This window comes from Pseudomonas benzenivorans, assembly GCF_033547155.1.
Lineage (GTDB): Bacteria > Pseudomonadota > Gammaproteobacteria > Pseudomonadales > Pseudomonadaceae > Aquipseudomonas > Aquipseudomonas benzenivorans_B.
The window spans coordinates 2901282-2927636 of the sequence record NZ_CP137892.1 but is presented as its reverse complement, the minus strand read 5'-3'; the positions used below and the strand labels follow the sequence as shown (position 1 = coordinate 2927636).

Below are 26355 nucleotides of genomic sequence, written 5' to 3'. Positions count from 1 at the left end.
TCCAGCCGCCGATGGTAGGCAGGTGCAGCCTGGCAGGACAAGCCGGCCGAGCGGATGGGTCAACCGCGGCTGAGCGCTCGCGTCATTGAGGCGCGCGGTGCCGACGTCTACCCTGGGCCTAGTGAGTTTCGGCGCTGCCGCGCCTCGCCTGCGATACCAGGAGTTGAAATGAACGGCCCGCTGTCCTCCCTGAAGATTCTCGACTTCTCCACCCTGCTGCCGGGGCCCTTCGCCTCGCTGCTGCTGGCCGACCTGGGCGCGGAGGTGCTGCGCGTCGAGTCGCCCAGCCGCATGGACCTGGTGCGGCTGCTGCCGCCCCACGATGGCGGCGTCTCGGCCAGCCATGCCTACCTCAACCGCAACAAGCGCAGCATCGCCCTGGACCTCAAGCGAGCCGAGGCGGTGGCGCTGGTCAAGCAGCTGGTGAGCGAATACGACATCGTCCTGGAACAGTTTCGCCCCGGGGTCATGGACAAGCTGGGCGTCGGCTATGAGGCACTCAAGGCGGTCAACCCACGGCTGATCTATGTCTCCATCACCGGCTATGGCCAGAGCGGCCCCTACAAGGATCGCGCCGGCCACGACATCAACTACCTGGCGCTGTCCGGCATCGCCAGCTACACCGGCCGGCGCGACAGCGGACCGCTGCCCCTGGGGGTGCAACTGGCGGATATCGCCGGTGGCTCGTTGCACGGGGTGGTGGGCCTGCTGGCGGCGGTGGTCCAACGCCAGGTAACGGGGCAGGGCCAGCAGGTGGACGTGAGCATGACCGACTGCGCCTTCAGCCTGCACGGCATGGCCGGGGCCGGCTATCTGGCCGCCGGCATCGAGCCGGGCATGGAGAGTCAGGTGCTCAACGGCGGCAGCTTCTACGACTACTACCGCACCCGCGATGGGCGCTGGCTGTCGGTGGGCAGCCTGGAACCGCAGTTCATGCAGCAATTCTGCGCCGCCATCGGCCGCCCCGAGCTGGCCGGGCGCGGGCTGTCGAACGACCCCGCCGAGCAGCAAGCGCTCAAGCGCGAGATCGAGATCGAGATCGAGAAGCGCGACCTGGCCGAGTGGAACCGCCTGTTCGCCGAGCTGGATGCCTGCGTCGAGCCGGTGCTGAGTCTGGGCGAGGCCCTCGCGCATCCCCAGCTCGACGCCCGCGGCCTGGTGGCCGAGGTGCCGCGCGAAGGCGCCCCGGCGCAGCGGCAGATCGCCTGCCCGCTGAAGTTCTCCGCCGGCTTGTCCGCGCCCCGGCATATCGGCGCGGCCCTCGGTGCGCACACCGAGCAGGTGCTGAGCGAGCTGGGCTGTTCGCCCGAGCGGATCGCCGAGCTGCGGGCCAGCAGAGTCATCGCCTGAGCCGCCTGGTCTCATCGTCCTGGCGGCGTCCGCCGAGGCCGAGGGTGGCCGTTCTGGCCGTGCACTATACTTTCGCTGACTTTGCCGCCGGCCGTGCCGATGCCTGCCTGCGCCGTTGGGGGACGGACTGAGATTGATTGCGCGCCGCTGTTGATCTGGCCGCACTTGCCCTGCCAGGTGCCAACGAAGACAGGATGAAATGACCATGGCAATTGCAATTATCTTGCTGCTAATAGTCGTCGCATCGGTGCTCTTTCATCTGTTCAGCCCCTGGCATCTGACCCCGGCCGCTTCCAACTGGGGCTCGATCGATACCACGCTGCTGATCACCCTGGTCATCACCGGAGTCTTCTTCATCGCCGTCACCCTGTTCATGGCGGTGGCGGTCATGCGTTTCCGTCATCGTGCAGGCCGGCGGGCGGCCTATGAACCGGAGAACAAGAAGCTCGAATGGTGGCTGATCGGCGTCACCAGCGTCGGCATAGTCGGCATGCTGGCCCCGGGCCTGGTGGTCTACGACGATTTCGTGCGGGTGCCGGAGGAGGCCCACGAGCTGGAGGTGGTCGCCCAGCAGTGGCAGTGGGCCTTCCGCTTTCCCGGCGACGACGGCCGGCTGGGCAAGTCGGACATCAGGTTCATCGACGCCGCCAACCCCCTGGGGATCGACCCCGATGACCCGGCCGGGCAGGACGATGTACTGATCAAGAGCAACGAGGTGCGCCTGCCCCTCGGCCGCCCGGTCAAGGTGCTGCTGCGTTCCAAGGACGTGCTGCACAACTTCTATGTCCCGCAGATCCGCAGCAAGATGGACATGGTGCCGGGCATGGTGTCGTACTTCTGGTTCACCCCGACCCAGACCGGCCGCTTCGAAGTACTCTGCGCCGAGTTCTGCGGCGTCGGCCACTACAACATGCGCGGCTATCTGCACGTCGAACCGCAGGCGGCGTTCGAGCAGTGGCTCGGCGCCCAGCCGACCTTCGCCCAGACCCTGGCCAGCGCGGCCAGGCCCAGCCGGGACGACCTGCTGGAGCAGGGCCGCCTGCTCGCCGAGAGTCACGGCTGCCTGGCCTGTCACAGCCTGGATGGCAGCCCCAGCCTGGGGCCGAGCTGGCAGGGCCTGTACGGTCGCAGCGAACCCCTGGCCGATGGCAGCAGCGTGCAGGTCGACGAAGCCTATCTGAAGGAGTCGATCCTCGAGCCCAAGGCCAAGATGGTCCGGGGCTATCCGCCGGTGATGGTGGCCTATTCGTTCAAGGAGGACGAGCTGGACGCCCTGGTGGCCCTGATCAAGTCGCTGAGCGACGCGCCCGCCGCGGAGTCCGCGCGCGCAGAGGATCTGCCGGCGCAGGGCCTGAAGCTGGCCGAGTCCCTCGGCTGCCTGGCCTGCCACAGCCTCGACGGCAGCCCGCGGGTCGGTCCGGGCTGGCTGGGCCTGTACGGCAAGGCCGAGACCCTGGCCGACGGCACCCAGGTGCGGGTCGATGAGGCCTACCTAAAAGAGTCTATTCTTAATCCCAACAGCCAGATCGTCAGGGGCTATGCCGCGATCATGCCGGCCTATGCTCCCAGCGACGACGAGTTGCAGGCGCTGATCGCGCTGATCAAGTCCAAGGCGCACAGCAATGCCGATGCCGGCAAGGCGGAGTCGGGCCCGTAGTCCCACGCAAGCGGAGGGCGCCCGGAACTTCGCCAGGAGGGTGATCCGATGGCCTATGCGGAGCAGGCGGAAAGCGCGCTGCTGCACGAGCCACAAAGCTTCCTGACCCGCTACATCTGGAGCCAGGACCACAAGGTCATCGCCATTCAATATGCGCTGACGGCGATCTTCGTCGGCCTCATCGCCCTGGTGCTGTCCGGCCTGATGCGCATGCAGATCGGCTTCCCCGGCAGCCTGGAGTTCATGGACGCCAGCGCCTATTACCAGGCCATGACCATGCACGGCATGATCATGGTCATCTACCTGCTCACCGCGCTGTTTCTCGGCGGTTTCGGCAACTACCTGATCCCCCTGATGGTCGGCGCCCGGGACATGGTGTTTCCCTACGTCAACATGCTCAGCTACTGGTTCTACCTGCTGTCGGTCATCGTCCTGCTGGCCAGCTTCTTCGTCCCCGGCGGCCCTACCGGGGCGGGCTGGACCCTCTATCCGCCCCAGGCCATCACCGCCGGCTCGCCGGGCACCGAATGGGGCATCGTGCTGATGCTGGTGTCCCTGGCGATCTTCATCGTCGCCGCCACCATGGGCGGCCTCAACTACGTGACCACGGTGCTGCAGGCGCGCACCCACGGCATGACCCTGCTGCGCATGCCGCTGTCGGTGTGGGGCATCTTCATGGCCTCGATCCTCGCCCTGCTGGCCTTCCCGGCGCTGTTCGTCAGCGCGGTGATGATGCTGTTCGACAAGCTGCTGGGCACCAGCTTCTTCATGCCGGCGATCATCTCCCTCGGCCAGCCGCTGGAGCACGAGGGCGGCAGCCCCATCCTGTTCCAGCACCTGTTCTGGTTCTTCGGCCATCCGGAGGTGTACATCGTGGCGCTGCCGGCCTTCGGCCTGGTCTCCGACCTGATCAGCACCCACGCGCGCAAGAACATCTTCGGCTACCGCATGATGGTCTGGGCGATCGTGGCGATCGGCGTGCTCAGTTTCGTGGTCTGGGCGCACCACATGTACGTCAGCGGCATGAACCCCTATTTCGGCTTCTTCTTCGCCACCACCACCCTGGTCATCGCCGTGCCCACCGCGCTCAAGGTCTACAATTGGGTGCTGACGCTGTGGCGTGGCGACATCCACCTGCGGGTGCCGATGCTGTTCGCCCTGGCTTTCATCCTCACCTTCGTGGTCGGCGGCCTGACCGGCCTGTTCCTCGGCAACGTCATAGTCGACATCCCGCTGTCGGACACCTATTTCGTGGTCGCCCACTTCCATATGGTCATGGGCGTGGCGCCCATCCTGGTGGTGTTCGGCGCCATCTACCACTGGTACCCGAAGATCACCGGGCGCCTGCTCGACGACCGCCTGGGCAAGCTGCATTTCTGGATCACCTTCCTCGGCACCTACGCCATCTACTTCCCCATGCACTACCTGGGCTTTCTCGGCATGCCGCGGCGCTATTACGCCTACGAGAACTACGAGTTCATCCCGCAGTCGGCCCAGGATCTGAACGCCTTCATCACGGTGGCGGCCCTGACCGTCGGCGTGGCCCAGCTGCTGTTCCTGTTCAACCTGGCCTGGAGCCTGTTCAAGGGCAAGCCGGCCGGGGCCAACCCCTGGGGCGCCACCAGCCTGGAATGGCTGACGCCGGACACCCCGCCGGTGCACGGCAACTGGGGCGCCAAGCTGCCGGTGGTGCACCGTTGGGCCTATGACTACAGCGTGCCGGGCATCGAGCAGGACTTCGTGCCGCAGACGGTGTCGGACGAGGAACTGGCACACTGGCGCCACCGCGCCGGCAGCAGTCAGCCAGTGGAGCCCAAACCATGAACAGGCTCCTGCTGCGCGACGCCGCCGGCGCCGACCCCGGCGGCAGCTGGGGCCAGCCGTCGGATGGGGCTCCGCTCGCCGATGGTCACCGGGCACGCACCGCCCGGGTCGGCCTGCGCCTGTTGCTGGTAGTGGTCAGCTCGCTGTTCCTGCTGTTCCTGATCGCCTTTATCGCCCGCTCGCAGGTGGCCGACTGGCAGCCTTTGACCGAGCCGCTGGCGCCACTCTCCCAGCCCTGGCCACTGTGGCTGAACACCGGCCTGTTGATCGCCGCGAGCCTCGCCCTGCAATGGGCGCGGGTGGCGGCCAGGCGCGACTGGCCGGTGGCAACGAATCTTGGCTTCGGCCTCGCCGGGCTCTTCGCCCTGGCCTTCTTGCTGGGGCAGCTCTGGGTGTGGCGCCTGTTTATCGCCTGGGGCTATGGCGTCGCGGGCAACCCGGCCAACAGCTTCTTCTTCCTGCTGACCGGGTTGCACGGGCTGCACCTGCTCGGTGGGCTGGTCGCCTGGGGCAGGACCCTGGGCAAGCTGTTGCGCCACGCGTCCCCGCTGCAGCTGCGCAGCAGCGTGGAGCTCTGTGCCATCTACTGGCACTACCTGCTGGGGCTCTGGCTGCTGCTGTTCGCCTTGCTGACCAGCACGCCGGAAACCTATCGAGCCATCGCGGTGTTCTGCGGGTTGAGGTGACGCCATGGCCGCCGACACGCCCACCCCGGGCAAGCCCCGTTCCCCCACGCTGAGTCCGGCCGAAGACGCGGTGCCCGGCTGGCAGGGCGTTGCCCGGGACTGGGCCGCGGACAAGGAGGCGTTCCAGCGGGTGTTCTGGGGCAAGGCGATGATGTGGATCTTCCTGCTCAGCGATACCTTCATCTTCACCTGCTTCCTCACCGGCTACATGGCAGTACGCATCACCACCACCGAGCCCTGGCCCCATGCCAGCGAGGTATTCGCCCTGACCATAGGCGGGGCCGAGATTCCGTTGATCCTGATCGCCATCATGACCTTCGTGCTGATCAGCAGCAGCGGTACCATGGCCATGGCGGTCAACTTCGCCTACCGCCGCGATCGGGTCAGAACCGCGGCCCTGATGCTGACCACCGCGGCCTTCGGCCTGACCTTCGTCGGCATGCAGGCCTTCGAGTGGAGCAAGCTGATCAGCGAAGGCGTCAGACCCTGGGGCAACCCCATGGGGGCGGCGCAGTTCGGCGCGAGTTTCTTCATGATCACCGGTTTTCACGGTCTGCACGTGTCGATCGGGGTGATCTACCTGAGCATCGTGGCGCTGAAGGTGTTGCGCGGTGACTACGAGCGTTCGGGCAACTACCAGATCGTCGAGATCGCCGGGCTGTACTGGCACTTCGTCGACCTGGTGTGGGTGTTCATCTTCGCGTTCTTCTATCTATGGTGAGGCGCTAGGGAGGCCAGGCGATGACGCATGCACAGGGCCAGCAACATCCGATCGGCCTGTACCTGAAGATCTGGGGGCTGCTGTTCGTCCTCAGTACCCTGTCCTACCTGGTGGATTACTTTCACTTCGTCGGCTACCTGCGCTGGTCGCTGATCATCGTCTTCATGCTGCTCAAGGCGGGGCTGATCGTCGCCATCTTCATGCACATGGCCTGGGAGCGCCTGGCCATGGTCTACGCCATCCTGGTGCCGCCGTTGTGCCTGCTGGTGCTGGTCGGCCTGATGGCCGCCGAGGCGGACTACGTCTTTCTCAGTCGGGCCTTCTTCTTCGGGTCGTGAGACCTCTTCCGGATGACCGTTGCGGCCATCCGGGGGATTCGAGGGGGCTGGCTATATGGCTATATGGTGCGCTTGAACTGATGCCATTTCTGCTGCCAGGCGACTATCCAGTGCGGCGAGGCCGCGCCGGTGCCGGCGTCCCTCAGGGAAGGGTGGTGCTGGATGATCCGGTCCAGTACCGACTCCTGTTCGGGTTCGACATCCACGAAGAACACGTGCTTGCCTTCCTTGAGCTTCTGCCGGAAGTTGCGGAAATGCGCGTTCGGCACCTGAATGCCGAAGAAACCGCCTTCCCAGGTGCAGAAGCCGAACAGCACGATGGCCAGGAAGACGAAGGGCACCCAACCCGCAGCCGACGCGGTCCAGCCCAGCAGATAGGCGCCGCCCAAAACCACGGCGGCGAGCACCACGCCGATCAGCGCGCCGATTTCCCCGGAGTGCACGACATCCTGTTTCATGAAGGAGGGCACGTCATGCAGGTGATGATGCTCCACGTCGGCATCCTTCTCGCTGAGCACGTGGATTTGTTCGGTACTGATGCCGTTGGCTTCCAGCTCGTTCTCAACGGTTTCAAGATCGTCGAGATCGTCACTGATGTAGTAGTGCCGATTCATGACACACCTCCCACCTCGTGTTTGCTTCAGACCCCTCCATCCAGAAGCCGATGAGTGAAAATTGCAGTTGGTAATTGCCCCCGTGAGACAGATTGCGCACTGACTGCAGTCGCAGAAAAGTATAGCACCCAGGAGGTTCCGCTAGCAGATGCCTGTTCTTGCGTCAAGCGCTCGGCGCTCTGGTGCCAGGGGCGAGGCGATGTGCATGGGGGCCTATCGTTTGGTCTGCCGAACACGCTGCGGGCCGCTAAACTTGCTGAGGGGACGGCCCCGGGAGGTCATGCGGATCATGCCAGCCAAGCTCAGTGCCATGCGTGCGGATATCACCACCCTGCAGGTCGATGCCATAGTCAACGCGGCGAACAGCTCCCTGCTCGGTGGCGGCGGCGTGGACGGCGCCATTCATCGCGCCGCCGGCCCCGAGCTGCTGCAGGCCTGCAGATTGCTCGGCGGGTGTCCGACAGGGGAGGCCAAGATCACCCCGGGCTACCGTCTGCCGGCCCGGCACGTCATCCATACGGTAGGCCCGGTCTGGAAGGGCGGGGAGCGCGGGGAGCCGCAGTTGCTGGCGTCCTGTTATCGGCGCTCGCTGGAGCTGGCGGCCGCCCACGGGGTGCGCAGGCTGGCGTTTCCCAGCATCGGCACGGGCGTCTACGGCTATCCGGTGGAATTGGCGGCTCGCACGGCCGTGAATACGGTGCGTGCAACCCTCAGGGATCTCACCACGATCGAGGAAGTGATCTTCTGCTGCTTTTCTGCCGGCGACCTGCAGGTCTATCAACGCCTGCTCGCCTAGAGCGCTGGTTGACCCGTGCAGCGGGGCCGCCACGGCTCGGCGGCGGCTATCGGACGGCCCGAATCACTCCAGGCGCTGTTCGCCGGTGAAGCTCAGGGTCGCCTTGCAGCGCCGACAGTAATAGCGCCGCCCCTTGGCAACCAGGTTGTGGCGCTGCGCGGAGAAGGGGAATTCGCCCTGGGGGCAGGTGCAGCGGTAGATGAAACGGTTGACCGGGCGACGCTGTACCTCATAGTTGTGGCAGCGTTGCGGCGGCAGCTCGTAGACGCCGCGCATGATCAGTTGCCATTCCTCGCCATGGGCCTGGATGCCCGCGCCGAACAGCTGGTGGGCGATCAGGTGTGCCACCTCGTGGGCCACCGTCTGCCTGAGAAAATCGTCCCGATTCTCCCGGTACAGCTGCGGGTTGAAGCGCAGTTTGTTCTCCGTCAGGTGTGCCACCCCGGCCTTCTGTCCGCGCAGCTCGAAGCTCACCTGCGGGCGGCTGAAAGGGCGCTTGAAGAAGGCTTCGGCCTGGCGGTAACAGGCCTCGACACGGGCATGGAGGCGTTCGGGCATGGTGGTGGTTCTCGGTTGGGCCAGCGATTATGCCCAAGCGGGGCGCCATCCACAGCCCTGAAACGACGAAACCACCCGCAGGTGGTTTCGCTTTGCCGCCCTCGCAGTCTTAGCTGGTGTACACCGGGCCGACGCCGAAGCCCCAGAGGATCACCGAGCAGGCGATCATCGCCACCAGCACCACCAGCCCCACCGCCAGTACCGAGCTGGAGAACATGAAGCCCTCGTCCTTGGGAATGTTCATGAAGGTCGGTATGCCCACGTACAGCAGGTAGACGGTGTAGCAGATGGCGACCGTGCCCACCGTCATGGCCAGCCACAGGTGCGGGTAGAGCGCCGCGAGGCCGCCGACGAACAGCGGGGTGGCGGTGTAGGCGGCGAACACCACGCACTGGGTCAGGTTGGGGCTGGCGTCGTAGGTACGCGCCATCCAGTGGATGAAGGCGCCCATCACTGCGACGCCGGCGAGCATCGCCAGGTAGGACATGATGGTCATTTGTAACGCGCTGGCTTCGGTCAGCATCACCGGCGCTCGATCGCCGATCGACCAGCCGACCTGGGTGGTGCCGATATACGCGGATATCGCGGGAATCGCCGCGAGGATCAGGATGTGAGTGAGATACATGTGGCTGATGGTTTCTTCCTCGCCACGGATTTCTTGCCATTCTTGGTCAGGATGGGTGAAGAGCCCCCAAACATGATGGATCATGCCAAACACCTCCTATTTTTATAGCGATCGCCCCCCAGCGGAGCGCCCGGCGCGCGTGAGCAGCGCCACCGGGTGCCAGGCCGAACCTATGCGACCGTATGTCGCAGTATAGGCAAGGGGTGTAGGCCGTGCGGGGTGTAGTGTTAGAGCAAATTGATCTCTAAGACTTAGTCGTAATAGCGCTCTAGAATTTCCATCGCCTTGTTGATCGACTGCAGGCGCTCCGTACTGCCGCCGCGATCGGGGTGGTGCTGGCTCACCAGTTGGCGGTAACGACGTTTGATGGTGGCGAGGTTGAGCGGTTGCAGGCTGTCGTGCAGCTCGAACAGTTCCAGGGCCGCCTGTTTTTCCTCGCCGCCCTGCATTCGGGTCCAGAAGCTGGTGAGCAGCTTCTGGACATCGTCCTCGCGGGTGTCGCGCAGGTTGTTCAGGTCCAGGTAATAGTCGCGCAGCGGATCGTGCTCGCTGAGCCCGGCGCCTCCGGCGCGATAGGGCTGCAGCTGGACGCATAGCGGGCTGATGGCCAGGTGCGCGCGTTGCTCGTCCCACAGGCGTTCGCGCAGCAGGTAGAGGGCGTTGAACACCAGGAAGTGGGTGCGAAACAGCACCAGATTGTCGAGCAGGGGGAGGTTGGGGATGTGGCTCGAGTGGCCGCCTTTGAGCTGCCGAATCAGCTCGTATTCGCTGAGTCCGGCAGGTGCGGCCTGCAGCAGTTGCAACAGTTGATCGGCGAGCTCCAGCTCGGGGTCGATGGCGTCGTTCATGGGGGGCAGCCTAACACTTCACCGGCAATGGGGTGGGGTGTGCCGCGCTTTCTGCGTAAAATGTCGCGCTCTAGCACTTCTATGCGGACTTCAGCGCACCATGGGCACCCTCTCGGTCAACCAGAACAAACTGCAAAAACGCCTGCGTCGCCAGGCCGGCGAAGCCATCGCCGACTTCAACATGATAGAAGACGGCGACAAGGTCATGGTCTGCCTGTCCGGCGGTAAAGACAGTTACACCATGCTCGATGTGCTGCTGTACCTGCAGAAGGTCGCGCCGATCAAGTTCGACCTGGTGGCGGTGAACATGGACCAGAAGCAGCCGGGCTTTCCCGAGCACGTGCTGCCGGCCTATCTGGGGTCCATCGGCGTCGAGTACCACATAGTCGAGAAGGACACCTACTCGGTGGTCAAGGAGAAGATCCCGGAAGGCAAGACCACCTGCTCGCTGTGTTCGCGCCTGCGCCGCGGCACGCTGTACACCTTCGCCGACGAGATCGGTGCGACCAAGATGGCCCTGGGGCATCATCGCGACGACATCCTCGAGACCTTCTTCCTCAACATGTTCCATGGCGGCACCCTCAAGGCCATGCCGCCGAAGCTGCGCGCCGACGACGGGCGCAACGTGGTGATCCGCCCGCTGGCCTATTGCAGCGAGGCCGATATCGAGGCTTACGCCAAGCTCAAGGAGTTCCCGATCATCCCCTGCAACCTGTGCGGCTCCCAGGAGAACCTGCAACGCAAGGTGGTCAAGGAGATGCTCCAGGAGTGGGAGCGCAAGACGCCGGGGCGCACCGAGATCATGTTCCGCGCCCTGCAGAACGTGGTGCCGTCGCAGCTGGCCGACCGCAACCTGTTCGACTTCAAGAGCCTGAAGATCGACGACAGCGCCACGCCACGCTTCCTCGATGTGATGAATCTGTGATCGATGACCGGCTGCCATGGACAGCCGGTTTTCTTTGTGGCCCGCAGGACTGTCCCTGGGCGTCGGTTGGGCTATGGCTTCTCCACCAGCCGTTCGACCAGCCCGCGGGCCAGCGGGGTGACCAGCAGCACGCTGGGAAAGGCGAACAACCAGGCGGCCAGCCAGGCGCCGAGCCACAGCGTGGCGAAGCCGGCTATCGGGCCAACGGCGCGGAAGGTGGAGATGCCGGAGACCAGTAGCGACATGAGCCCCGAGAGGACCAGGGCGAAGAGCAGTGGGCTGTATTTGCGCGCGATCATCTGAGGGGCTCCGTGCTGTGCTGGTGTGTGCCGCTGCCCTGCAGGCGGTGCAGCGTCTCGGCGAAGTTCTGCCCGAACAGGCGCGCGGTCTTGATATCCCCCGGCGCAAACGCGTTGGCGGCCGAGGCCTTGTCGGCCTGGGCCATCAGCCCCGACCAGGAGCCGAGGCGATTCGCCGCCTCGTCGTATGGCACGCCCAGGTGCTGCTCCGGCAGGATGGGGTTGCCGACCCAGAGCATGCCGTGTTGCATGCAGAACACGAACATCGACAACAGGGTCGATTGCTTGTCGCCGGCCGGCAGCGCCGACACGGTGAAGCCCGCCGCGAGCCGCCCGCGCAGTTGTTGGTGGCGCCACAGCCCTCCCGTGGCATCCATGAAGGCCTTGACCGGTGCGCTGACCCCGCCCAGGTAGGTGGGTGAACCGAGGATGTAGCCGTCGAACGCGAGCAGCTCATCCGGCCGGGCGGTGAGGGCCTGGGCCTGTACCAGTTGAACCTCGGTGTCGGACACCAGTCCCGCCCCTTCGGCCACGTGACCGGCGATGTGTTCGGTGTGCCCGTGGGCACTGTGGTAGATGACCGCGATTTTCTTCATTGCAAGTGCTCCTGGATTAGGAAGAGGACGTTCGACAGGGGCTTATCGCCCCAGCCAGGCGAGCGGCACGGCGGCCAGGTAGAGGCCCAGGCCGAACACGCTGTGGTTGACCAGGCTCTTGAAGCAGTTGCGCAGTGGCGTGGGCGTCTTGAGGGAGACGAAGCCGGCGCCCATCGCCGGTTGAATCACCAGCAAGGGAATGGCGACCGTGGCCATGCCGATGAGCAGTGCCGGCAGCGGGGTCGGGCTGTGGGCCCAGGCCATGCCTTCGCTGGCCAGCAGCAGGCCGGCGAAGGCGATGCCGGTGGCGTAGTGCATCAGCCAGCCCAGGGCGAGCTCGCCTCTGACCGGCTCGGCCTGGGCGATGGCCGGGTGGGCCAGCCTGCCGCGCAGCAGGTGGGCGACCCAGCGGCCGATGAAGGCGAAGTTCAGCGTGGGGACTCCCAGGCGTTTCAACAGCAGCAGCCAGGCGTCCATGACCGCCGTCGCGCCGATGCCGATGCCTGCTGTCAGGGCGATGTCTTGCATGAGTTGCGTCATAAGTACCTCGTTCAGCTTGACTCGTGGAGGGTTTGGTTCGACTCTACAAGTTCAAGTGAACTTGAAGTCAAGAGGTGTCGCATGGATATTGCCGAAGTCGCCAAGCGCGCCGGTGTGCCGGCCTCGACCCTGCGTTTCTACGAGGAGAAGGGGCTGATCGCCTCCCTCGGTCGCCAGGGTGAGCGCCGCCGCTTTGCGCCGGGGGTGCTGGATCAGCTGGCGCTGATTGCCCTCGGCCAGTCGGCGGGCTTCACCCTGGATGAGATCCGCTCGATGTTCGCCGCCGACGGGGCGCCGGCAATCGATCGCCAGCTGCTTCTGGCCAAGGCCGAGGAGCTGGATGGGACTATCAAGCGGCTGCGGGCCATGAGCAGAGGGCTGCGCCATGCGGCGGCCTGCCCGGCCCCGAGCCACGCCGAATGCCCCACCTTCCAGCGCCTGGTCAAGGCGGCGGCGTCGAGTGCGCACGCGCGCAAGTACAACAAGGCCGAGCCAGGGCGCCGGCGCCGCTAAACGGCATAGATAGGTGCCGCCAGGGGGCTCGCCTCTTTGCGCGAGCAGTCGCCTTGGCGCAGGAATATTGCGCGCAGGCGCGAGTTGCAGGCACCCTGTGCGGTCACTGGAACTGGCAAGGGCGAGCGATGCGCGACTATCAATGGCTGAACGAATACTGCCTGAACCGCTTCGGCTCGGCGGCGGCACTGGAGGCCATGCTGCCACAGCCGGCGAGTGCGGACGAGCTGCGTGCGCTGAGTGACGACCGCTACCTGTCGCTGCTCAGCCTGAGGATCTTCCGCGCCGGCCTCAAGCACAGCCTGGTGGACGCCAAATGGCCGGCCTTCGAGGAGGTGTTCTTCGGCTTCGCCCCGGAAAAGGTCGTGCTGATGGGGGGCGAGCGCCTGGAGAACCTGATGCAGGACGCGCGGCTGATCCGTCATCTGGGCAAGCTCAAGAGCGTGCCGCGCAACGCCCAGTTCATCCTCGATGTGCGGCGGGAACGGGGCGGCTTCGGCGCCTTGATCGCCGACTGGCCGGTGACCGATATCGTCGGCCTGTGGCAGTACCTGGCCAAGCACGGCAGCCAGTTGGGGGGCTTGTCGGCGCCGCGCTTGCTGCGCATGGTCGGCAAGGACACCTTCATCCCCACCAACGACATGGTCGCCGCGCTCAAGGCCCAGGGCATAGTCGACAAGGCGCCCACCAGCCAGAAGGACCGGGCCGCGGTGCAGGCGGCGTTCAATCAGTGGCACGCCCAGAGCGGCCGGCCGCTGTGCCAGCTGTCGGTGATGCTGGCCCATACCGTCAATCATTGAGCGAGGAGGGGCGATGGAGGCGGACATCCAGCGGGTCGCCCTGGCTATCGCCCGGGCCGAGCGCATCCTGGTGATCACCGGCGCGGGGCTGTCCGCCGATTCCGGGCTGCCCACCTATCGCGGCCTCGGCGGTCTGTACAACGGCCACACGGACGAGGGGCTGCCGATCGAGGCGGCGCTGTCCGGGTCCATGCTGCGGCGCGATCCGGCGCTGTGCTGGAAGTACCTGGCCGAGCTGGGCAAGGCCTGCCTCGGCGCCCGGGCCAATGCCGGTCACTTCGCCCTCGCCGAGCTGCAGCGGCGCAAGCCCCAGTGCTGGCTGCTGACCCAGAACATCGACGGCTACCACCGCGCCGCCGGCAGCCCGGTCGAGCGCCTGATCGAGATCCATGGCGAACTGGCGCCGCTGTTCTGCCAGTCCTGCGGCGCCGAGGATGCCGAGTTGGCCGAGCACCTGGCGCGGCCCTTGCCCCCGCATTGCCGGCTCTGTGGCGGCATCCTGCGCCCGCCGGTGGTGCTGTTCGAGGAAATGCTCCCGGAGACCGCCGTCGACAGCCTCTACACCGAGCTGGGCAAGGGCTTCGAGTTGGTGCTGAGCGTCGGCACCAGTGCCAGCTTCCCCTACATCATCGAACCGGTGTTGCGCACCCGCCAGGCCGGCGGACTGACGGTGGAAGTCAATCCGGCCCGCACCGATCTGAGCGAACTGGTCGATATCCACCTGCAGGGGCGGGCCTTAGATGTGCTGCCGAGATTGCTGGGTCACATCGTGCGCCCATAGAATTTGCAAATAGGCCGGATTGAGGGCATAGTCGCGGCCCTATCAGAATTCCCGACACGGTCGTGCCCATGCGCAAACGCTTCGCACCCCTCGTGCCCCTCGCACTGGTCTTGTTCCTCGCCGCCTGCGCCGGCCAGTCTCCGCAGACTCAATCCGGCGTGTTCGGCCCACTCAGCAAATCGGACACCTTCGTATCCAAGGCACCCCACGCCGAGCCCACGGAACAAGAGCTCGCCGACCTTACCGACGATCAGCCCTACGAGATGCCCCAGTTGGCCGACAGCATCCTGTCCCATGGCCTGTCGCTGGTCGGCACCCGCTACCGCTTCGGCGGCAGCTCGGTGAAGTCGGGCTTCGACTGCAGCGGCTTCATCGGCTACCTGTTCCGCGAAGAGGCGGGCCTGCAGCTGCCGCGTTCCACCCGCGAGATGATCAATATCGATGCGCCGCTGGTCGAGCGCGACGAGCTGGAGCCGGGCGACCTGGTGTTCTTCAGCACCAACGGCCGCGGCCGCGTCAGCCACGCCGGCATCTACCTGGGCGATGACCAGTTCATCCATTCCGCCAGCCGCCGCAGCGGTGGCGTGCGGGTCGACAGCCTGGACGACCGCTACTGGAAACGCAGTTTCCTCGAGGCCAAGCGCGTGCTGGCCATGGCGCCGGACGAGGCGCAGGAGCGCCATCCCTGAAGTGCCCGCGCGGCCTCTAAGGTTGCGCGGTAAGCCTCGAGACGGCAGAGTAGGGCGCAACCAGGCCTAGGATTGCCTCGCACATGCCCGTCACGTCCCGTGTCGCCCTGTTGCTCCTCATTGCGCTGCTCGGCGCCTGTGCCGGCCAGTCGCCCGCACCCACCAGTATCCAGATACCGACCGGTAGCCCCCACGGCAGCTCCGCCGACGTGCTGTTCCGTGCCCTCGGCCTGGTCGGCACGCCCTACCGCTACGGCGGCAACACCCCGGACGGCGGTTTCGACTGCAGCGGCCTGATCGGCTACGTCTACCGCGACGCCGCCGGCATCCGCCTGCCCCGTTCCACCCGCGAGCTCAGTGCCCTGCGCGCGCCGACCATCGCCAGCCGCGAGGCCCTGCAGAGCGGCGACCTGGTGTTCTTCGCCACCAACGGTGGGCGCCAGGTCAGCCACGCCGGCATCTATGTCGGCGAGGGGCGCTTCGTCCACGCCCCGTCCAGCGGCGGCACCGTGCGTCTGGACAGCCTGAGCAACAGCTACTGGCAGCGCACCTACCTGGACGCCAAGCGCGTGTTCGGCGCCGAACTGGCGCGCAATCCCTGACGCGCAGAGGGTTTCGCCCATGACCAACCGCACCCTGAATCTCGACGACGACCTGTACCGCTACTTGCTGGATGTGTCCCTGCGCGAAACCCCGCTGCAGGAGCGTCTGCGCGCCGAGACCGCCCGGCTGGCCAACGCCCGGTGGCAGATCGCCCCGGAGCAGGGCCAGTTCATGGCCCTGCTGGTCAAGCTGATCGGTGCCAGAAAGCTGGTCGAGGTCGGCACCTTCACCGGCTACAGCGCCCTGTGCATGGCGGCGGCGCTGCCGGACGACGGCCGGCTGATCTGCTGCGACATCCCCGGCGACTACAACGCCGTGGCCGAGCGCTACTGGCGCGAGGCGGGGCTGGCCGGGCGCATCGAGCAGCGCCTGGCGCCGGCCCTGGAGACCCTCGCCGCGCTGGAGGCCGAGGGGCTGGCCGGCAGCATCGACCTGATCTTCATCGACGCCGACAAGGCCAACTACCCGGCCTACTTCGAACAGGCCCTGCGGCTGGTGCGCCAAGGGGGCCTGATCCTGTTCGACAACACCCTGTGGAGCGGCCGGGTGCTGGAGCAGAGCCCGGATAGCTCCGACACCCGGGCCATCCAGGCGCTCAACCTGGCGCTGCGCGACGACGCGCGCATCGACCTGTCCCTGCTGCCGCTGGGCGACGGCCTGACCCTGTGCCGCAAGCGCTGACGGACCCATGGCCGAGCCGATTCGCCTGCCGCCCCAGCCCGAGGCCTGCGAGCTCTGTACCCGCGCCACGGCGCTGACTCGCCACCACCTGATCCCCAAGGCCCTGCACGACAAGCCCTACGTGCAGAAGCGCTATGCCAGGAGCGAGCGCATCACCGCCACCCTGTGGGTCTGCCGCGCCTGCCACAACCAGATCCACCGGCTGTTCGGCGAGAAGGAACTGGCCCTGACCTACAACAGCCGCGAGGCGCTGCTCGGCGACGAGCGCCTGCGCAGCTTCGTCGCCTGGCTGGCGGCCAAGCCGGCGGGGTTCATGCCCCGGCACTGAGGCGTTGCCGTCGGCCCGGCGGCGGGCTAGATTGACTGGGCAAGGGCCGATAGCTCAGCTGGGAGAGCGCCGCGTTCGCAATGCGGAGGTCGGGAGTTCGATCCTCCTTCGGTCCACCAAGTCGACAAGCCAGGCCCCGGCGGCCTGGCTTTTTTGTCTCCGGTGCGTCTGTGGCCGCTCTACAGCGCCCTGCCGTCGAACTGCTGAACCGGCACGGCGTCCAGGTCGATGCCTTCCAGGCAGCGGATATTGATCGCCGCCATGGCATTGCCCTTGGGGTCGGTGCCTTCGCCGAAGGGGTGGATGCCGCAGCGCGGGCAGAAGCGGTGCTGGATCACATGCTTGTTGAAGCTGTAGGTGGCGGCGTCGCTGTCCGGGGTCAGCAGGCTCAACCGGTCCCGCGGGACGAACCACAGCAAGGCACCCTTGCGCTGGCAGATCGAACAGTTGCAGGCCATGGCTCCGGCGATCTCGCCCTCCACCTCGAACGCCACCTGGCCACAGTGACAGCTTCCTCGGTATTTCATCGCAACGCTCCTGACGAGTAAGGGGAGGTAGAAGCTTAGCTCCCGTTGCGGGAGGCATCGGGCGCACCCATGCATTGACGCCCCGCCGGCCTGTCTCTACCCTGCGCGCCTTGCAACAGGTGCCCCCGACGCCGCGCGTCCGAGGGGTGAAACAGGGAAGTCGGTGCGTGTGGCCTCTGCGGCCCGCCATTCCGACGCTGCCCCCGCAACGGTAGACGAGTCAAACCCGCGCTTTTTACCACTGTGCCTCGGCACGGGAAGGTGCGCGGACCGGCGATCCTCCAGATGGATCGCCGCTCGTGAGCCCGGAGACCGGCCTGTCGCAGTCCACGGCATCGCGGAGGGCGTTGTCCGGCGGGTGGGCCGCGCCCTTGTCGTGGCCCATGCGTCGTCGTTCCTCCGTCTGCCTCTTGCGGTCTGGGCCGCGCGGGTGAGCGCGGCGGAGCTATTACGACATGAGCATGTCCCTTCCACGGCCTGCGTCTTTGCTGACGCGCGCCCTTTCCCTGAGCCGGCGCCTGGCCTTGGCCGCCTGCCTGGCGCTGAGCGCGCCGCTGGCCGGTGCGGCGCAGATCAACGCCATCGTCTCCGCCTACAGCGCCGCCGAGTTCGCCGCGGCGGTCGCCCAGTTCCAGCGCCAGTATCCCGGCCAGCGGGTCAGCGCGCGGACCCCCGAGCAGCTGGCCGAGCTGGACGATGCCGCCCTAGCGCAGTGGCTGGATGCGGGCCAGGTGCTGTTCGGCGCCGGCATCTTCGGCGCCGAGGTGGAGCGTCTGCGGCCCCTGCTGGGCCGGGCAGCCGCCGCCGAGCTGTTCGTCCTGCACAGCGACCATGGCCTGGTGCAGCTCAGCCGCGCCGCCGGCCGTCCACTGTTCGCCTCCCGCGAAGAGGCCGAGCGCCTGGGCGCGGCCAAGCCGAGCGGGGCGCTGGCCCCCTGGCTGCAGGCGCAGCAGCGCGAACACCCGCGTCAGGCCGACTGGCTGAGCGCGCGCAGCTACTGGCTGGCCGGCGGCAGCGAGAACATCGCCGGGCTGCTCGCCTGGCTGGCGGCGCGGGTGGACGCCGAGGTGGCGGTGGCGCCGGCCAAGGCGCGGGCGCCGCTGCGCTTCTACCAGGACGGCGAGCTGCGCAGCGCCGAGCAGCTGCGCTGGCGCGGCGACGCCCTGGTGGCGCTGGTCGACCACGGGCGCGCCGATCGTGCCGGCGACCAGGCGCTCAACGACGCGCTGTGCCAGGCCCTGGGCGAGGCCGGTCTGGCTTGCGTCAGCCTGTTCGCCAACTGGGGCGCGGGCTCCCTGCAGGCGGTGCGCTGGCTCAAGGAGGGCGAGCACCCGCCGTTGGCGGCGGTGGTCGCCCTGCAGGACTTCGTCATCGGCGGCGGCGAGCACCGCGAGCAGGTCACCGAGCTGCTCGGCGAGCTGAACGTGCCGGTGCTCAAGGGCCTGCGCCTGGAGGACCGCAGCGAGGCGGTCTGGCAGCTGTCCAGCGACGGCCTGGCGCGCGACAAGGTGCACTACCAGCTGGCCATGCCGGAGCTGCAGGGCACCAGCCAGGCCATGGTCCTGGCGGCCTGGCGCGAGCGCCAGCTCGACCCGCTGTCCGGCATCCGCTTCGCCATCGGCGAGCCGCTGCCGCAGCAGGTCGCCGCGATGAGCGCGCGCATCCAGCGCTGGCGACACCTGCAGCGCACGGCCAACGCCGACAAGCGCCTGGCGATCATCTACTACAACCATCCGCCGGGCCGGCACAACATCGGCGCGGACAACCTCGACGTGCCGCAGTCGCTGTGGCACATCCTCCAGCGCCTGCAGGCCGAGGGCTACGACACCGGGCCGCTGCCGGACAGCCCCGCGGCGCTGCTCGAACTGCTGCAGGAGCGCGGCGTCAACCTGCCGGAGCAGGGCGACGCCCTGGCCGAGATGGCCGGCAGGGTGCAGAGCCTGGGCGCTGAGGAGTACCGCGACTGGTTCGCCACGCTGCCGGCCGCGCTGCAGGCGGAGATGGTCCAGGGCCCCCTGGGTTACTGGCACGCCCAGCTGCGCCGGGCCCTGGCGGCCTCCGAGCTGCAGATCGCCGCGGATATCCTGGCCAGCGGCTCCAGCGAGCTGCACCACGTGCTCGATGGAGTCGAGCACCCGGCGCGGGCTCGGGCCCTGGACCTGCTGGCGCAGCTCGAGGCGCTGTACCGCGCGGCCGTGGCGCAGCCGACCCAGGCCGACTGGGCCCAGGCCGAGGGGCTGATCGCGGCGCTGGCGGCGACCGGCATCGAGGGCCTGCGCGGCTGGGGCGAGGGCCCGGGGCGGGTGATGGTCCACGACGGCCGCCTGCTGTTGCCGGGGCTGCGCTTCGGCAAGGTGTTCGTCGGCCCGCAGCCGCCGCGCGGCTGGGAGGTGGACGAGGAGCTGCTGCACGCCAACCTGGTGTTCCCGCCGCCGCATCAGTACCTGGCCTTCTACCACTGGCTGCGCGAGGGTTTCCGTGCCGACGCGCTGATCCACCTCGGCCGCCACTCCACCTACGAGTTCCTGCCGCGGCGGCGGGCGGGCCTGAGCGACGAGGACTATCCGACGCAGATACTCGGCGATCTGCCGAGCCTCTACCCCTACATAGTCGACGGGGTCGGCGAGGGCATCCAGGCCAAGCGCCGCGGCCTGGCGGTGATGATCGACCACCTGACTCCGCCGCTGGTGGCCACGCCGCTGTACGACGACCTGCTCAAGCTGCGCCAGCTGATCGAGAGCTTCGAGGCCGGCGCCGGGCAGGGCGAGGGGCCGGCGCGACGCGCCACCATCGCCGAGATCAAGCGCCTGGTCGGCAGCGCCGGCCTGGAACCGGAGCTGCGCGAATCCATGGCCGAGGTGCTGGTCACCCGCGGCATCGACTTCGAGCAGGTCGATGACGACCTGCTGGTGCACGAGGTCGGCCATTACCTGACCAACATCCAGGAACGCTTCATGCCCATGGGCCTGCACGTGTTCGGCAAGCCCTGGCGGCCCGAGGCGGTGCAGACCCTGCTGACCTCCATGGGCGCCGCCGGGGCGGGCCAGCGCCAGGCCCTGGTCGACTCGCCGGCGGCCGAGATGGCGGCGCTGCTGCGCGCCCTGGACGGCGGCTTCGTCGCCCCCGGCAAGGGCAACGACCCGATCCGCACGCCGCAGGCGCTGCCCACCGGGCGCAACTTCCACGCCCTGGACAGCAGCCTGCTGCCCAGCCGCATCGGCTGGGGCATCGGCCGCGAGATGGCGCAGCAGGCGCGGCAGCGGCCGCTCGCCGCCGAGGGCCGCGAGGCGGTGATCCTCTGGGCCTCGGACACGGTGCGCGACGAAGGCGCGATGATCGCCTTCGGCCTCGACCTGCTCGGCGTCGAGCCGCAGTGGAACGGTCGTGGCATCGTCCAGGGCATCCGGCGCCGGCCCCTGGCGGCGGGGGAGGAGCGCCGCGACCTGCTGTTCACCACCTCCGGGCTGTTCCGCGACCTCTACGCCGACCAGCTGGCGCTGCTCGAACGGGCGGTGCTGCTGGCCCTGGACGGCGCCGCTGCAACCATCCGCCGCGACTACCCGGCGCTGCGTCCGGCCCTGGCCGCGGCCCTGGAGCCCCTCGGCGCGGCGGCCGGCGGCGGCAGCGAGAGCCTGGCGGTCAACCGCGTCGCCGCCCATTGGGTGGCGGACGCCGCGCGGCGCCTGGAGGCCGGGCTCGGTGCCGAGCAGGCCGGCAGCCTGGCGGCCCTGCGCCTGTTCGGCGTGGCCCCGGGGGCCTATGGCGCCGGCATCAACCGCCTGGTGGAGCGCTCCGGCAGCTGGCAGCAACGCGGCGAACTGGCCCAGGCCTATGTCAGCCGCCTCGGCCATGCCTACGGCCTGCGCCACCAGGGCGAGCCGGAGCAGGAGGTGTTCCGCGACAACCTCAAGACGGTGCGCCGCACCTACCTCGGGCGCTCCAGCAACCTCTACGGCCTGCTCGACAACAACGACTCCTTCGATTACCTGGGCGGCCTGAGCCTGGCGGTGGAGCAGGTCTCCGGCAGCACCCCGGAGAACTTCGTCAGCTGGCACAACGACCCGGCGCGGGTGCGCCTGGAGCCGCTGCAGCAGGCGCTGCTGGCCGAGCTGCGCGGGCGCTTCCTCAACCCGGCCTGGATCGAGGCGCTGATGCAGCACGACTACGCCGGCGCGCGGACCATGGGCAGCGAGTTCCTCGAATACCTCTGGGGCTGGCAGGTGACCAACCCGGAGATCATCAAGGGCAGCGCCTGGGAGGAGGTCAAGGCGGTGTATGTCGACGACCGCTATGGCGTCGGCCTGGACGACTTCCTCGAACAGGGCGCCAACGTGCATGTGAAGAGCAACATGCTGGCGATCATGCTGGTGGCCATCCACAAGGAGTTCTGGCAGGCCGACGCGGCCACCCGCCAGCAGCTCGGCGAACAGTTCGCCCGCCTGGTGGTCGCCCACGGCCTGCCCGGCAGCGGCCACACCCGGCCGGATCACCCCATGCTGCAGTGGCTGCTGCCGCAGCTGCCGGAGGAGCTGCGCAGCGCCCTGCAGCAGCGCCTGCAGGCGGCGCGCATCCACTACGAGCCGGCGCCGGTGCCGAGCAGCCTCAGCGAGATCCAGGCGCCCCGGGCCGAGCCCGCCGCCGAATCGGGCGCCGCCCAAGGCGAGCCCCAAGCCCTGAGCCAGGCATTCTGGTTCGCCCTGGCGCTGCTGGCCGGCCTGCTCGCCCTGGGCGTCTGGCGCGGCCGCGGCCCACATACCCCGGTAGGAGGTTAAGGATGTTCGACAGTCAAGTATTCACCTGGCTGCACCTGCTGGTCGGCTGGCTGCTGCAGCCGGTCACCCTCGGCCTGTTCGCCCTGTTGGCCGTGGCGGTGTGGGATTGCGGGGTGGCCGTCGGCGAGCGCTGCGGCGGCCTGCTCCGCTGGCGCGTCTTGCCTGTGGCGGAGATCGAGCGGCGGGCGCGCCGGCGCCTGGACCGCGCCGACCTGATCGCGCGCATCGGCCCCATGCTCGGCCTGATGGGCACCCTGATCCCCCTGGGGCCCGGGCTGGCGGCCCTGGGCGAGGGCAATGTGCAGATCCTCAGCGTGGCCATGCGGGTGGCCTTCGACACCACGGTGTTCGGCCTGCTCGCCGGGCTGCTCGGCTTCGGCCTGGGGCGCCTGCGCCGGCGCTGGTACGACGAGCTGCTGGACCAGTGCGAGGCCCGGGCGGGCGAGGAGCGGGCCGATGAGCCGGCGCTGGCGCTCTAGCCGTTTCGCCGCGGGCGACGACGACCCCCTCGGACCGTTGGCCAATCTGGTCGACGTGGTGCTGGTGTTCGCCTGCGGCCTGATCGCCGCCCTGGTGGCGCAGACCGACCTGCTGACCCGGCTCGAGGCGCGCCGGCAGCCGCTGCCGGTGGAGCGCGGCCGCGAGCTGCCGGCCCTGCCCGACAGCCTCAAGGGCCAGGGCGGCGAGGGGCTGGAGAGCGTCGGCCAGGTCTATCGCGACCCGCAGACCGGCAAGCTGATCCTCATCGGCCAGTGAGGCGCAGGAGGGGCTTGCTCCGGGCGATGCGCCGTCGTTTGACGTTGCCGCGCCGAGCCACTACCCTGCGCGCCTTGCTTCAGGTGCCCCCGACGCTGCGCGTCCGTGGGGTGAAACAGGGAAGTCGGTGCGCGTGGCGATTCACGCCCGCAATTCCGACGCTGCCCCCGCAACGGTAGACGAGCCAAACCAGCGCTTTTGCAACCACTGTGCCCCGGCATGGGAAGGTGCGCTGGCCGGCGATCCCCAGGTGGATCGCCGCTCGTGAGCCCGGAGACCGGCCTGTAGCAGTCCACGGCATCGCGGAGGGCGTTGTCTGGCGGGTGGGCTGCGTCGTTTGCGAGCCGCCCGTCCATTGCTCTCCGCATGCCCTTATCGGCCTAAGTCGCCCGGGTGGGTGCGACGGAGCATGCAGATACAATGAGTAAGTCCCTTCTGACCCCGGCAGCGGCCCTGCTGTGCGGCGTTTCCAGTATTTCCCAGGCCCTGGCGGCCGAGCCCAACCGTTTGCAGGACCAGGTGGTGACCGCCACCCGTACCGCGCAGACCGCCGAGCAGAGCCTGGCGGCGGTCACGGTATTCGATCGCGAGCAGATCGAGCGGAGCCAGGCGGCCTCTGTGCCCGAGCTGCTCAAGCGCGTGCCGGGTGTGTCCTTCGCCAACAACGGCGGTCCGGGCAAGACCACCTCGCTGTTCATGCGCGGCACCGAGTCCGACCATGTACTGGTGCTGATCGACGGCATCAAGGTCGGCTCGGTGACCGCCGGCGCCACGGCCCTGCAGGACCTGCCGCTGGAGCTGATCGAGCGCATCGAGGTGGTGCGCGGGCCGCGCTCCAGCCTGTACGGCTCCGAGGCCATAGGCGGGGTGATCCAGATCTTCACCCGCAAGGGCGCCGGCGCCGGCATCAAGCCGTTCTTCTCCGCCGGTTACGGCACCCACGACAGCTACAGCGGCAGCGTCGGGGTCAGTGGTGGCGATGGCCAGGGTTGGTACAGCCTGGGCCTGAGTGGCCTGGACACCGACGGCATCAACGTCAAGCCGATGGATGCCAGCGGCTATGAGGACGATGCCGACGGCTACCGCAACCTGTCCGCCGCACTCAGCGCCGGCTACCGCTTCGCCAATGGCCTGGAGTTGGACGCCAACCTGCTGCGGGCCAAGTCGCACAACGACTACGACCAGGTCAACCGCCGGCGCACCAGCGGTTTCCACGCCCATGCAGACGGCGAGTCGAATGTGCTGGGCACCCGCGCCCGCTTCGCCCCCCTGGAGCCCTGGCTGGTGACCCTGCAGGCCGGGCGCAGCGAAGACAAGTCCGATGCCTTCCAGGACGGCGCCTTCTATTCGCGTTTCGACAGTCGTCGCGACAGCGCCAGCTGGCAGAACGACCTGAGCCTGGCACCCGGCCATACCCTGACCCTGGGCGCCGACTACCAGCACGACGAGGTCAACGGCAGCACCGCCTACGCCGAGGATTCCCGCGACAACAAGGGCGGCTTCGCCCAGTACCTGGGCGAAGCGGGCCGGCACGACTGGCAGCTGGCGCTGCGCCGCGACAACAACCAGCAGTTCGGCCAGCACGACACCGGCAACCTCGGTTACGGCTATGCCCTGAACGACGCCTTGCGGGCGACCCTGAGCTACGGCACCGCGTTCAAGGCGCCGACCTTCAACGAGTTGTATTTCCCGGGTTATGGCAACCCGGACCTGGACGCGGAAACCTCCAAGAGTCTGGAGGCCGGTCTGGCCGGCCGGCACGCCTGGGGCCACTGGTCTATCAATGCCTTTCGCACGGTCATCGACGATCTGATCGCCTACGATTCGAGCATCCGGGCGCCGGCCAACGTCGCCGAGGCGCGCATCCGCGGCGTCGAGCTGGTGCTCGCCAGCCAGCTGCTCGGTTGGGACTGGAACGCCAACTACACGCTGCTGGAACCGGAGAACCGTTCTTCCGGGGCCAACGATGGCAACGAGCTGGCGCGCCGCGCCAAGCAGCTGTTCAACCTGGATCTGGATCGCCGCCTCGGCGCCTTCAGCCTCGGTGCCAGCCTGCATGCCGAAGGCCAGCGCTACGACGACCTGGCCAACACCAGGGAGCTGTCCGGCTTCGCCACCCTGGATCTGCGCGGCGAATACCGCATCGACCCCGAGTGGCGCCTGCAGGCCCGCGTCGCCAACCTGCTGGACGCCGACTACGAGACTGCCGAGGGCTTCAACCAGCCCGGCCAGGCGCTCTACCTGACCGTGCGCTACCAGGCGCTGTAATCCCCCGGCGCCGGCGGGTTGACCCGTCGGCGCCCTCACCAGGAGAACCCCCATGCCCAAGCTGTCACCCTCCCTGCAACTGCTGCTCGGCCTCGCCCTGGCGGCGTTGCTGGCCATGACCCGCGGCCATCACTTCGCCTCGGTCAATCTGCCCAGCGCCTCCTGGGCGGTGTTCTTCCTTGCCGGCGTGCTGCTCGCGCCGCGCTGGGTGTTCCCGGCGCTGTTCGTCGAGGCCTCGCTGCTGGATTTCGCCGCCATGCAGTGGGCCGGGGTCAGCGACTGGTGCCTGTCGCCCGCCTACTGGCTGCTGGTGCCGGCCTACGGCTCGCTGTGGCTGGCTGGCCGCCTGTATGCCGGCTGGCACCGCGACAGCCTGCAGAGCCTGGCGCTGCTGGCAGCGACCGTGGCGCTGGGCGCCTTCGTCGCCTACCTGTTCTCCGGCGGCGGCTTCCTGTTCTTCTCCGGGCGTTATGCGGAGCCGAGCCTGGCCCTGCTGGCCGAACGTATCGCGGTGTACTACCCGCGCTACCTCGGCACCCTGGCGCTCTACATCGGCCTGGCGGCGCTGCTCTACGTCGGCGCCCGCTCCTGGCAACTGGCGCAGCGCCGCGCGGAGGTGCAGGGATGAGCGAGTCGGCCGAACGCGACGCGCGGCACAAGGCACGCATGGCGCGCAAGAAGGCGCTGATCGACGAGAAGATCGCCCAGGCCCAGGACGAATACGGCCTGCTGCTGGTGCACACGGGCAACGGCAAGGGCAAGAGCAGCTCGGCCTTCGGCATGGTCGCCCGGGCCCTGGGCCACGGGATGAAAGTGGGGGTCGTGCAATTTATCAAGGGCGCCGCCAGCACCGGCGAGGAGACCTTCTTCCGCCGCTTTCCCGAGGAGGTCAGCTACCACGTGATGGGCGAGGGCTTCACCTGGGAAACCCAGGACCGCCAGCGCGATATCCAGAAAGCCCAGGAGGCCTGGGTGGTGGCGCGTCGGTTGCTGAACGACCCGGCCATCGGCCTGGTGGTGCTGGACGAACTGAACATCGCCCTCAAGTACGGCTACCTGGAGCTGGAGACGGTGCTCGCCGACATCGAGGCGCGGCCGCTGCTGCAGCATGTGGTGGTGACCGGCCGCGGCGCCCCGCCGGGGATGGTCGAGGCGGCCGATACCGTCACCGAGATGAGCCTGGTCAAGCACGCCTTCAAGGCCGGGGTGAAGGCGCAGAAGGGCGTGGAGTTCTGATGCTCCCGCCCCCAATGCACCGGG

Annotated in this window: 29 protein-coding genes, 1 tRNA gene and 2 riboswitches; of the genes, 22 read left to right on the top strand and 8 right to left on the bottom strand. The window is 67.9% G+C overall.

Annotation, left to right across the window (positions count from 1 at the left end):
• The first annotated feature begins 168 nt into the window (after window positions 1-168).
• The 6 genes from SBP02_RS13475 to SBP02_RS13450 all read left to right on the top strand — a co-directional run bounded on the left by SBP02_RS13475 (window position 169) and on the right by SBP02_RS13450 (window position 6576).
• Window positions 169-1350 carry a CaiB/BaiF CoA transferase family protein gene (locus SBP02_RS13475; RefSeq protein ID WP_318642397.1) on the top strand — a complete coding sequence of 394 codons (1182 nt, stop codon included), beginning with the start codon at window positions 169-171 and terminating at the stop codon, window positions 1348-1350.
• A gap of 205 nt (window positions 1351-1555) precedes the next feature.
• Window positions 1556-3007, top strand: a complete 1452-nt coding sequence (locus SBP02_RS13470; RefSeq protein ID WP_318642395.1) for a c-type cytochrome — start codon at window positions 1556-1558, stop codon at window positions 3005-3007.
• 48 nt (window positions 3008-3055) lie between these two features.
• Window positions 3056-4831 (top strand): cytochrome c oxidase subunit I, encoded by a 1776-nt coding sequence (gene ctaD, locus SBP02_RS13465; RefSeq protein ID WP_318642393.1) that lies wholly within the window; start codon window positions 3056-3058, stop codon window positions 4829-4831.
• Complete coding sequence (locus tag SBP02_RS13460) at window positions 4828-5517, top strand: cytochrome c oxidase subunit 3 (RefSeq protein ID WP_318642391.1); 690 nt, start codon at window positions 4828-4830, stop codon at window positions 5515-5517. Before ctaD ends, SBP02_RS13460 begins: the two co-directional genes overlap by 4 nt.
• A 4-nt stretch (window positions 5518-5521) precedes the next feature.
• Window positions 5522-6238 (top strand): heme-copper oxidase subunit III family protein, encoded by a 717-nt coding sequence (locus tag SBP02_RS13455; RefSeq protein WP_318642389.1) that lies wholly within the window; start codon window positions 5522-5524, stop codon window positions 6236-6238.
• Between the two features lie 20 nt (window positions 6239-6258).
• On the top strand, window positions 6259-6576 hold the full coding sequence (locus SBP02_RS13450; protein WP_318642387.1) for a cytochrome C oxidase subunit IV family protein: 318 nt from the start codon (window positions 6259-6261) through the stop codon (window positions 6574-6576).
• A gap of 59 nt (window positions 6577-6635) precedes the next feature.
• Here SBP02_RS13450 and SBP02_RS13445 read toward each other — a convergent pair whose 3' ends face one another.
• Window positions 6636-7190: a magnesium transporter gene (locus tag SBP02_RS13445; protein WP_318642384.1), complete on the bottom strand. Its 555-nt coding sequence runs from the start codon at window positions 7188-7190 to the stop codon at window positions 6636-6638.
• 289 nt (window positions 7191-7479) lie between these two features.
• On the opposite strand from SBP02_RS13445, the gene SBP02_RS13440 reads away from it, so the two are divergent.
• Entirely contained in the window at window positions 7480-7986 is a 507-nt protein-coding gene (locus SBP02_RS13440; RefSeq protein WP_318642383.1) for an O-acetyl-ADP-ribose deacetylase, read from the top strand.
• A gap of 63 nt (window positions 7987-8049) precedes the next feature.
• Here SBP02_RS13440 and SBP02_RS13435 read toward each other — a convergent pair whose 3' ends face one another.
• The 3 genes from SBP02_RS13435 to SBP02_RS13425 all read right to left on the bottom strand — a co-directional run bounded on the left by SBP02_RS13435 (window position 8050) and on the right by SBP02_RS13425 (window position 10017).
• Window positions 8050-8544, bottom strand: coding sequence for a SprT family zinc-dependent metalloprotease (locus SBP02_RS13435; protein WP_318642381.1), 495 nt, complete (start codon window positions 8542-8544; stop codon window positions 8050-8052).
• Between the two features lie 109 nt (window positions 8545-8653).
• The gene (locus SBP02_RS13430) at window positions 8654-9253 is read right to left on the bottom strand and encodes a Yip1 family protein (RefSeq protein ID WP_213638695.1); all 600 of its coding nucleotides are present in this window, start codon (window positions 9251-9253) and stop codon (window positions 8654-8656) included.
• Window positions 9254-9420: 167 nt separating this feature from the next.
• Entirely contained in the window at window positions 9421-10017 is a 597-nt protein-coding gene (locus SBP02_RS13425; RefSeq protein WP_318642375.1) for a DNA-J related domain-containing protein, read from the bottom strand.
• A gap of 100 nt (window positions 10018-10117) precedes the next feature.
• Between SBP02_RS13425 and ttcA the strand changes: the two genes are divergently transcribed.
• The gene (gene ttcA / locus SBP02_RS13420; RefSeq protein ID WP_318642373.1) at window positions 10118-10942 is read left to right on the top strand and encodes a tRNA 2-thiocytidine(32) synthetase TtcA; all 825 of its coding nucleotides are present in this window, start codon (window positions 10118-10120) and stop codon (window positions 10940-10942) included.
• A 71-nt stretch (window positions 10943-11013) separates the two neighbouring features.
• Here ttcA and SBP02_RS13415 read toward each other — a convergent pair whose 3' ends face one another.
• Genes SBP02_RS13415 through SBP02_RS13405 form a run of 3 tightly spaced genes read right to left on the bottom strand, consistent with a single transcriptional unit; the run spans window position 11014 to window position 12377 of the window.
• Entirely contained in the window at window positions 11014-11241 is a 228-nt protein-coding gene (locus SBP02_RS13415) for a DUF2798 domain-containing protein (RefSeq protein ID WP_318642371.1), read from the bottom strand.
• Entirely contained in the window at window positions 11238-11837 is a 600-nt protein-coding gene (locus tag SBP02_RS13410; protein ID WP_318642369.1) for a flavodoxin family protein, read from the bottom strand. The genes SBP02_RS13415 and SBP02_RS13410 overlap by 4 nt, the downstream gene beginning before the upstream one ends.
• A 42-nt stretch (window positions 11838-11879) precedes the next feature.
• A complete protein-coding gene (locus SBP02_RS13405; RefSeq protein WP_318642367.1) occupies window positions 11880-12377 on the bottom strand; it encodes a DUF2938 domain-containing protein in 498 nt (165 codons plus the stop codon).
• A gap of 81 nt (window positions 12378-12458) precedes the next feature.
• On the opposite strand from SBP02_RS13405, the gene SBP02_RS13400 reads away from it, so the two are divergent.
• From SBP02_RS13400 to SBP02_RS13365, 8 genes are all read left to right on the top strand, one after another.
• Window positions 12459-12890 (top strand): helix-turn-helix domain-containing protein, encoded by a 432-nt coding sequence (locus SBP02_RS13400; RefSeq protein ID WP_318642365.1) that lies wholly within the window; start codon window positions 12459-12461, stop codon window positions 12888-12890.
• Window positions 12891-13018: 128 nt separating this feature from the next.
• Window positions 13019-13690 (top strand): DNA-3-methyladenine glycosylase I, encoded by a 672-nt coding sequence (locus tag SBP02_RS13395; protein WP_318642363.1) that lies wholly within the window; start codon window positions 13019-13021, stop codon window positions 13688-13690.
• 13 nt (window positions 13691-13703) lie between these two features.
• Window positions 13704-14471 carry an NAD-dependent deacylase gene (locus SBP02_RS13390; protein WP_318642361.1) on the top strand — a complete coding sequence of 256 codons (768 nt, stop codon included), beginning with the start codon at window positions 13704-13706 and terminating at the stop codon, window positions 14469-14471.
• Window positions 14472-14539: 68 nt separating this feature from the next.
• Window positions 14540-15160 (top strand): C40 family peptidase, encoded by a 621-nt coding sequence (locus tag SBP02_RS13385; RefSeq protein ID WP_318642359.1) that lies wholly within the window; start codon window positions 14540-14542, stop codon window positions 15158-15160.
• 83 nt (window positions 15161-15243) lie between these two features.
• On the top strand, window positions 15244-15762 hold the full coding sequence (locus tag SBP02_RS13380; RefSeq protein ID WP_318642357.1) for a C40 family peptidase: 519 nt from the start codon (window positions 15244-15246) through the stop codon (window positions 15760-15762).
• A 19-nt stretch (window positions 15763-15781) separates the two neighbouring features.
• On the top strand, window positions 15782-16444 hold the full coding sequence (locus SBP02_RS13375; RefSeq protein WP_318642354.1) for an O-methyltransferase: 663 nt from the start codon (window positions 15782-15784) through the stop codon (window positions 16442-16444).
• Window positions 16445-16451: 7 nt separating this feature from the next.
• Window positions 16452-16772, top strand: coding sequence for a hypothetical protein (locus SBP02_RS13370; protein WP_318642352.1), 321 nt, complete (start codon window positions 16452-16454; stop codon window positions 16770-16772).
• Between the two features lie 43 nt (window positions 16773-16815).
• A tRNA-Ala gene (locus tag SBP02_RS13365) sits at window positions 16816-16891 on the top strand.
• Window positions 16892-16951: 60 nt separating this feature from the next.
• Here SBP02_RS13365 and SBP02_RS13360 read toward each other — a convergent pair.
• Complete coding sequence (locus SBP02_RS13360) at window positions 16952-17299, bottom strand: GFA family protein (protein WP_318642350.1); 348 nt, start codon at window positions 17297-17299, stop codon at window positions 16952-16954.
• A 100-nt stretch (window positions 17300-17399) separates the two neighbouring features.
• Window positions 17400-17634, top strand: a riboswitch (cobalamin riboswitch).
• 120 nt (window positions 17635-17754) lie between these two features.
• Between SBP02_RS13360 and SBP02_RS13355 the strand changes: the two genes are divergently transcribed.
• The 6 genes from SBP02_RS13355 to cobO all read left to right on the top strand — a co-directional run bounded on the left by SBP02_RS13355 (window position 17755) and on the right by cobO (window position 26331).
• Entirely contained in the window at window positions 17755-22071 is a 4317-nt protein-coding gene (locus SBP02_RS13355; RefSeq protein ID WP_318642348.1) for a cobaltochelatase subunit CobN, read from the top strand.
• 2 nt (window positions 22072-22073) lie between these two features.
• Entirely contained in the window at window positions 22074-22550 is a 477-nt protein-coding gene (locus tag SBP02_RS13350; protein ID WP_318642346.1) for a MotA/TolQ/ExbB proton channel family protein, read from the top strand.
• Window positions 22528-22827 carry a DUF2149 domain-containing protein gene (locus SBP02_RS13345; RefSeq protein ID WP_318642345.1) on the top strand — a complete coding sequence of 100 codons (300 nt, stop codon included), beginning with the start codon at window positions 22528-22530 and terminating at the stop codon, window positions 22825-22827. The genes SBP02_RS13350 and SBP02_RS13345 overlap by 23 nt, the downstream gene beginning before the upstream one ends.
• Window positions 22828-22891: 64 nt before the next feature.
• Window positions 22892-23127: riboswitch (cobalamin riboswitch) on the top strand.
• Between the two features lie 120 nt (window positions 23128-23247).
• Window positions 23248-25095, top strand: coding sequence for a TonB-dependent vitamin B12 receptor (btuB, locus tag SBP02_RS13340; RefSeq protein ID WP_318642343.1), 1848 nt, complete (start codon window positions 23248-23250; stop codon window positions 25093-25095).
• 52 nt (window positions 25096-25147) lie between these two features.
• Window positions 25148-25723: a hypothetical protein gene (locus SBP02_RS13335; protein ID WP_318642340.1), complete on the top strand. Its 576-nt coding sequence runs from the start codon at window positions 25148-25150 to the stop codon at window positions 25721-25723.
• Window positions 25720-26331 (top strand): cob(I)yrinic acid a,c-diamide adenosyltransferase, encoded by a 612-nt coding sequence (gene cobO / locus SBP02_RS13330; RefSeq protein ID WP_318642338.1) that lies wholly within the window; start codon window positions 25720-25722, stop codon window positions 26329-26331. The genes SBP02_RS13335 and cobO overlap by 4 nt, the downstream gene beginning before the upstream one ends.
• Window positions 26332-26355: the final 24 nt, after the last annotated feature.

Bases quoted from the DNA above. Each gene is read 5' to 3' on its own strand.
- SBP02_RS13475 (WP_318642397.1), top strand. From the start codon at position 169: ATGAACGGCCCGCTGTCCTCCCTGAAGATTCTCGACTTCTCCACCCTG.
- SBP02_RS13470 (WP_318642395.1), top strand. From the start codon at position 1,556: ATGGCAATTGCAATTATCTTGCTGCTAATAGTCGTCGCATCGGTGCTC.
- ctaD (WP_318642393.1), top strand. From the start codon at position 3,056: ATGGCCTATGCGGAGCAGGCGGAAAGCGCGCTGCTGCACGAGCCACAA.
- SBP02_RS13460 (WP_318642391.1), top strand. From the start codon at position 4,828: ATGAACAGGCTCCTGCTGCGCGACGCCGCCGGCGCCGACCCCGGCGGC.
- SBP02_RS13455 (WP_318642389.1), top strand. From the start codon at position 5,522: ATGGCCGCCGACACGCCCACCCCGGGCAAGCCCCGTTCCCCCACGCTG.
- SBP02_RS13450 (WP_318642387.1), top strand. From the start codon at position 6,259: ATGACGCATGCACAGGGCCAGCAACATCCGATCGGCCTGTACCTGAAG.
- SBP02_RS13445 (WP_318642384.1), bottom strand. From the start codon at position 7,190: ATGAATCGGCACTACTACATCAGTGACGATCTCGACGATCTTGAAACC.
- SBP02_RS13440 (WP_318642383.1), top strand. From the start codon at position 7,480: ATGCCAGCCAAGCTCAGTGCCATGCGTGCGGATATCACCACCCTGCAG.
- SBP02_RS13435 (WP_318642381.1), bottom strand. From the start codon at position 8,544: ATGCCCGAACGCCTCCATGCCCGTGTCGAGGCCTGTTACCGCCAGGCC.
- SBP02_RS13430 (WP_213638695.1), bottom strand. From the start codon at position 9,253: ATGATCCATCATGTTTGGGGGCTCTTCACCCATCCTGACCAAGAATGG.
- SBP02_RS13425 (WP_318642375.1), bottom strand. From the start codon at position 10,017: ATGAACGACGCCATCGACCCCGAGCTGGAGCTCGCCGATCAACTGTTG.
- ttcA (WP_318642373.1), top strand. From the start codon at position 10,118: ATGGGCACCCTCTCGGTCAACCAGAACAAACTGCAAAAACGCCTGCGT.
- SBP02_RS13415 (WP_318642371.1), bottom strand. From the start codon at position 11,241: ATGATCGCGCGCAAATACAGCCCACTGCTCTTCGCCCTGGTCCTCTCG.
- SBP02_RS13410 (WP_318642369.1), bottom strand. From the start codon at position 11,837: ATGAAGAAAATCGCGGTCATCTACCACAGTGCCCACGGGCACACCGAA.
- SBP02_RS13405 (WP_318642367.1), bottom strand. From the start codon at position 12,377: ATGACGCAACTCATGCAAGACATCGCCCTGACAGCAGGCATCGGCATC.
- SBP02_RS13400 (WP_318642365.1), top strand. From the start codon at position 12,459: ATGGATATTGCCGAAGTCGCCAAGCGCGCCGGTGTGCCGGCCTCGACC.
- SBP02_RS13395 (WP_318642363.1), top strand. From the start codon at position 13,019: ATGCGCGACTATCAATGGCTGAACGAATACTGCCTGAACCGCTTCGGC.
- SBP02_RS13390 (WP_318642361.1), top strand. From the start codon at position 13,704: ATGGAGGCGGACATCCAGCGGGTCGCCCTGGCTATCGCCCGGGCCGAG.
- SBP02_RS13385 (WP_318642359.1), top strand. From the start codon at position 14,540: ATGCGCAAACGCTTCGCACCCCTCGTGCCCCTCGCACTGGTCTTGTTC.
- SBP02_RS13380 (WP_318642357.1), top strand. From the start codon at position 15,244: ATGCCCGTCACGTCCCGTGTCGCCCTGTTGCTCCTCATTGCGCTGCTC.
- SBP02_RS13375 (WP_318642354.1), top strand. From the start codon at position 15,782: ATGACCAACCGCACCCTGAATCTCGACGACGACCTGTACCGCTACTTG.
- SBP02_RS13370 (WP_318642352.1), top strand. From the start codon at position 16,452: ATGGCCGAGCCGATTCGCCTGCCGCCCCAGCCCGAGGCCTGCGAGCTC.
- SBP02_RS13360 (WP_318642350.1), bottom strand. From the start codon at position 17,299: ATGAAATACCGAGGAAGCTGTCACTGTGGCCAGGTGGCGTTCGAGGTG.
- SBP02_RS13355 (WP_318642348.1), top strand. From the start codon at position 17,755: ATGAGCATGTCCCTTCCACGGCCTGCGTCTTTGCTGACGCGCGCCCTT.
- SBP02_RS13350 (WP_318642346.1), top strand. From the start codon at position 22,074: ATGTTCGACAGTCAAGTATTCACCTGGCTGCACCTGCTGGTCGGCTGG.
- SBP02_RS13345 (WP_318642345.1), top strand. From the start codon at position 22,528: ATGAGCCGGCGCTGGCGCTCTAGCCGTTTCGCCGCGGGCGACGACGAC.
- btuB (WP_318642343.1), top strand. From the start codon at position 23,248: ATGAGTAAGTCCCTTCTGACCCCGGCAGCGGCCCTGCTGTGCGGCGTT.
- SBP02_RS13335 (WP_318642340.1), top strand. From the start codon at position 25,148: ATGCCCAAGCTGTCACCCTCCCTGCAACTGCTGCTCGGCCTCGCCCTG.
- cobO (WP_318642338.1), top strand. From the start codon at position 25,720: ATGAGCGAGTCGGCCGAACGCGACGCGCGGCACAAGGCACGCATGGCG.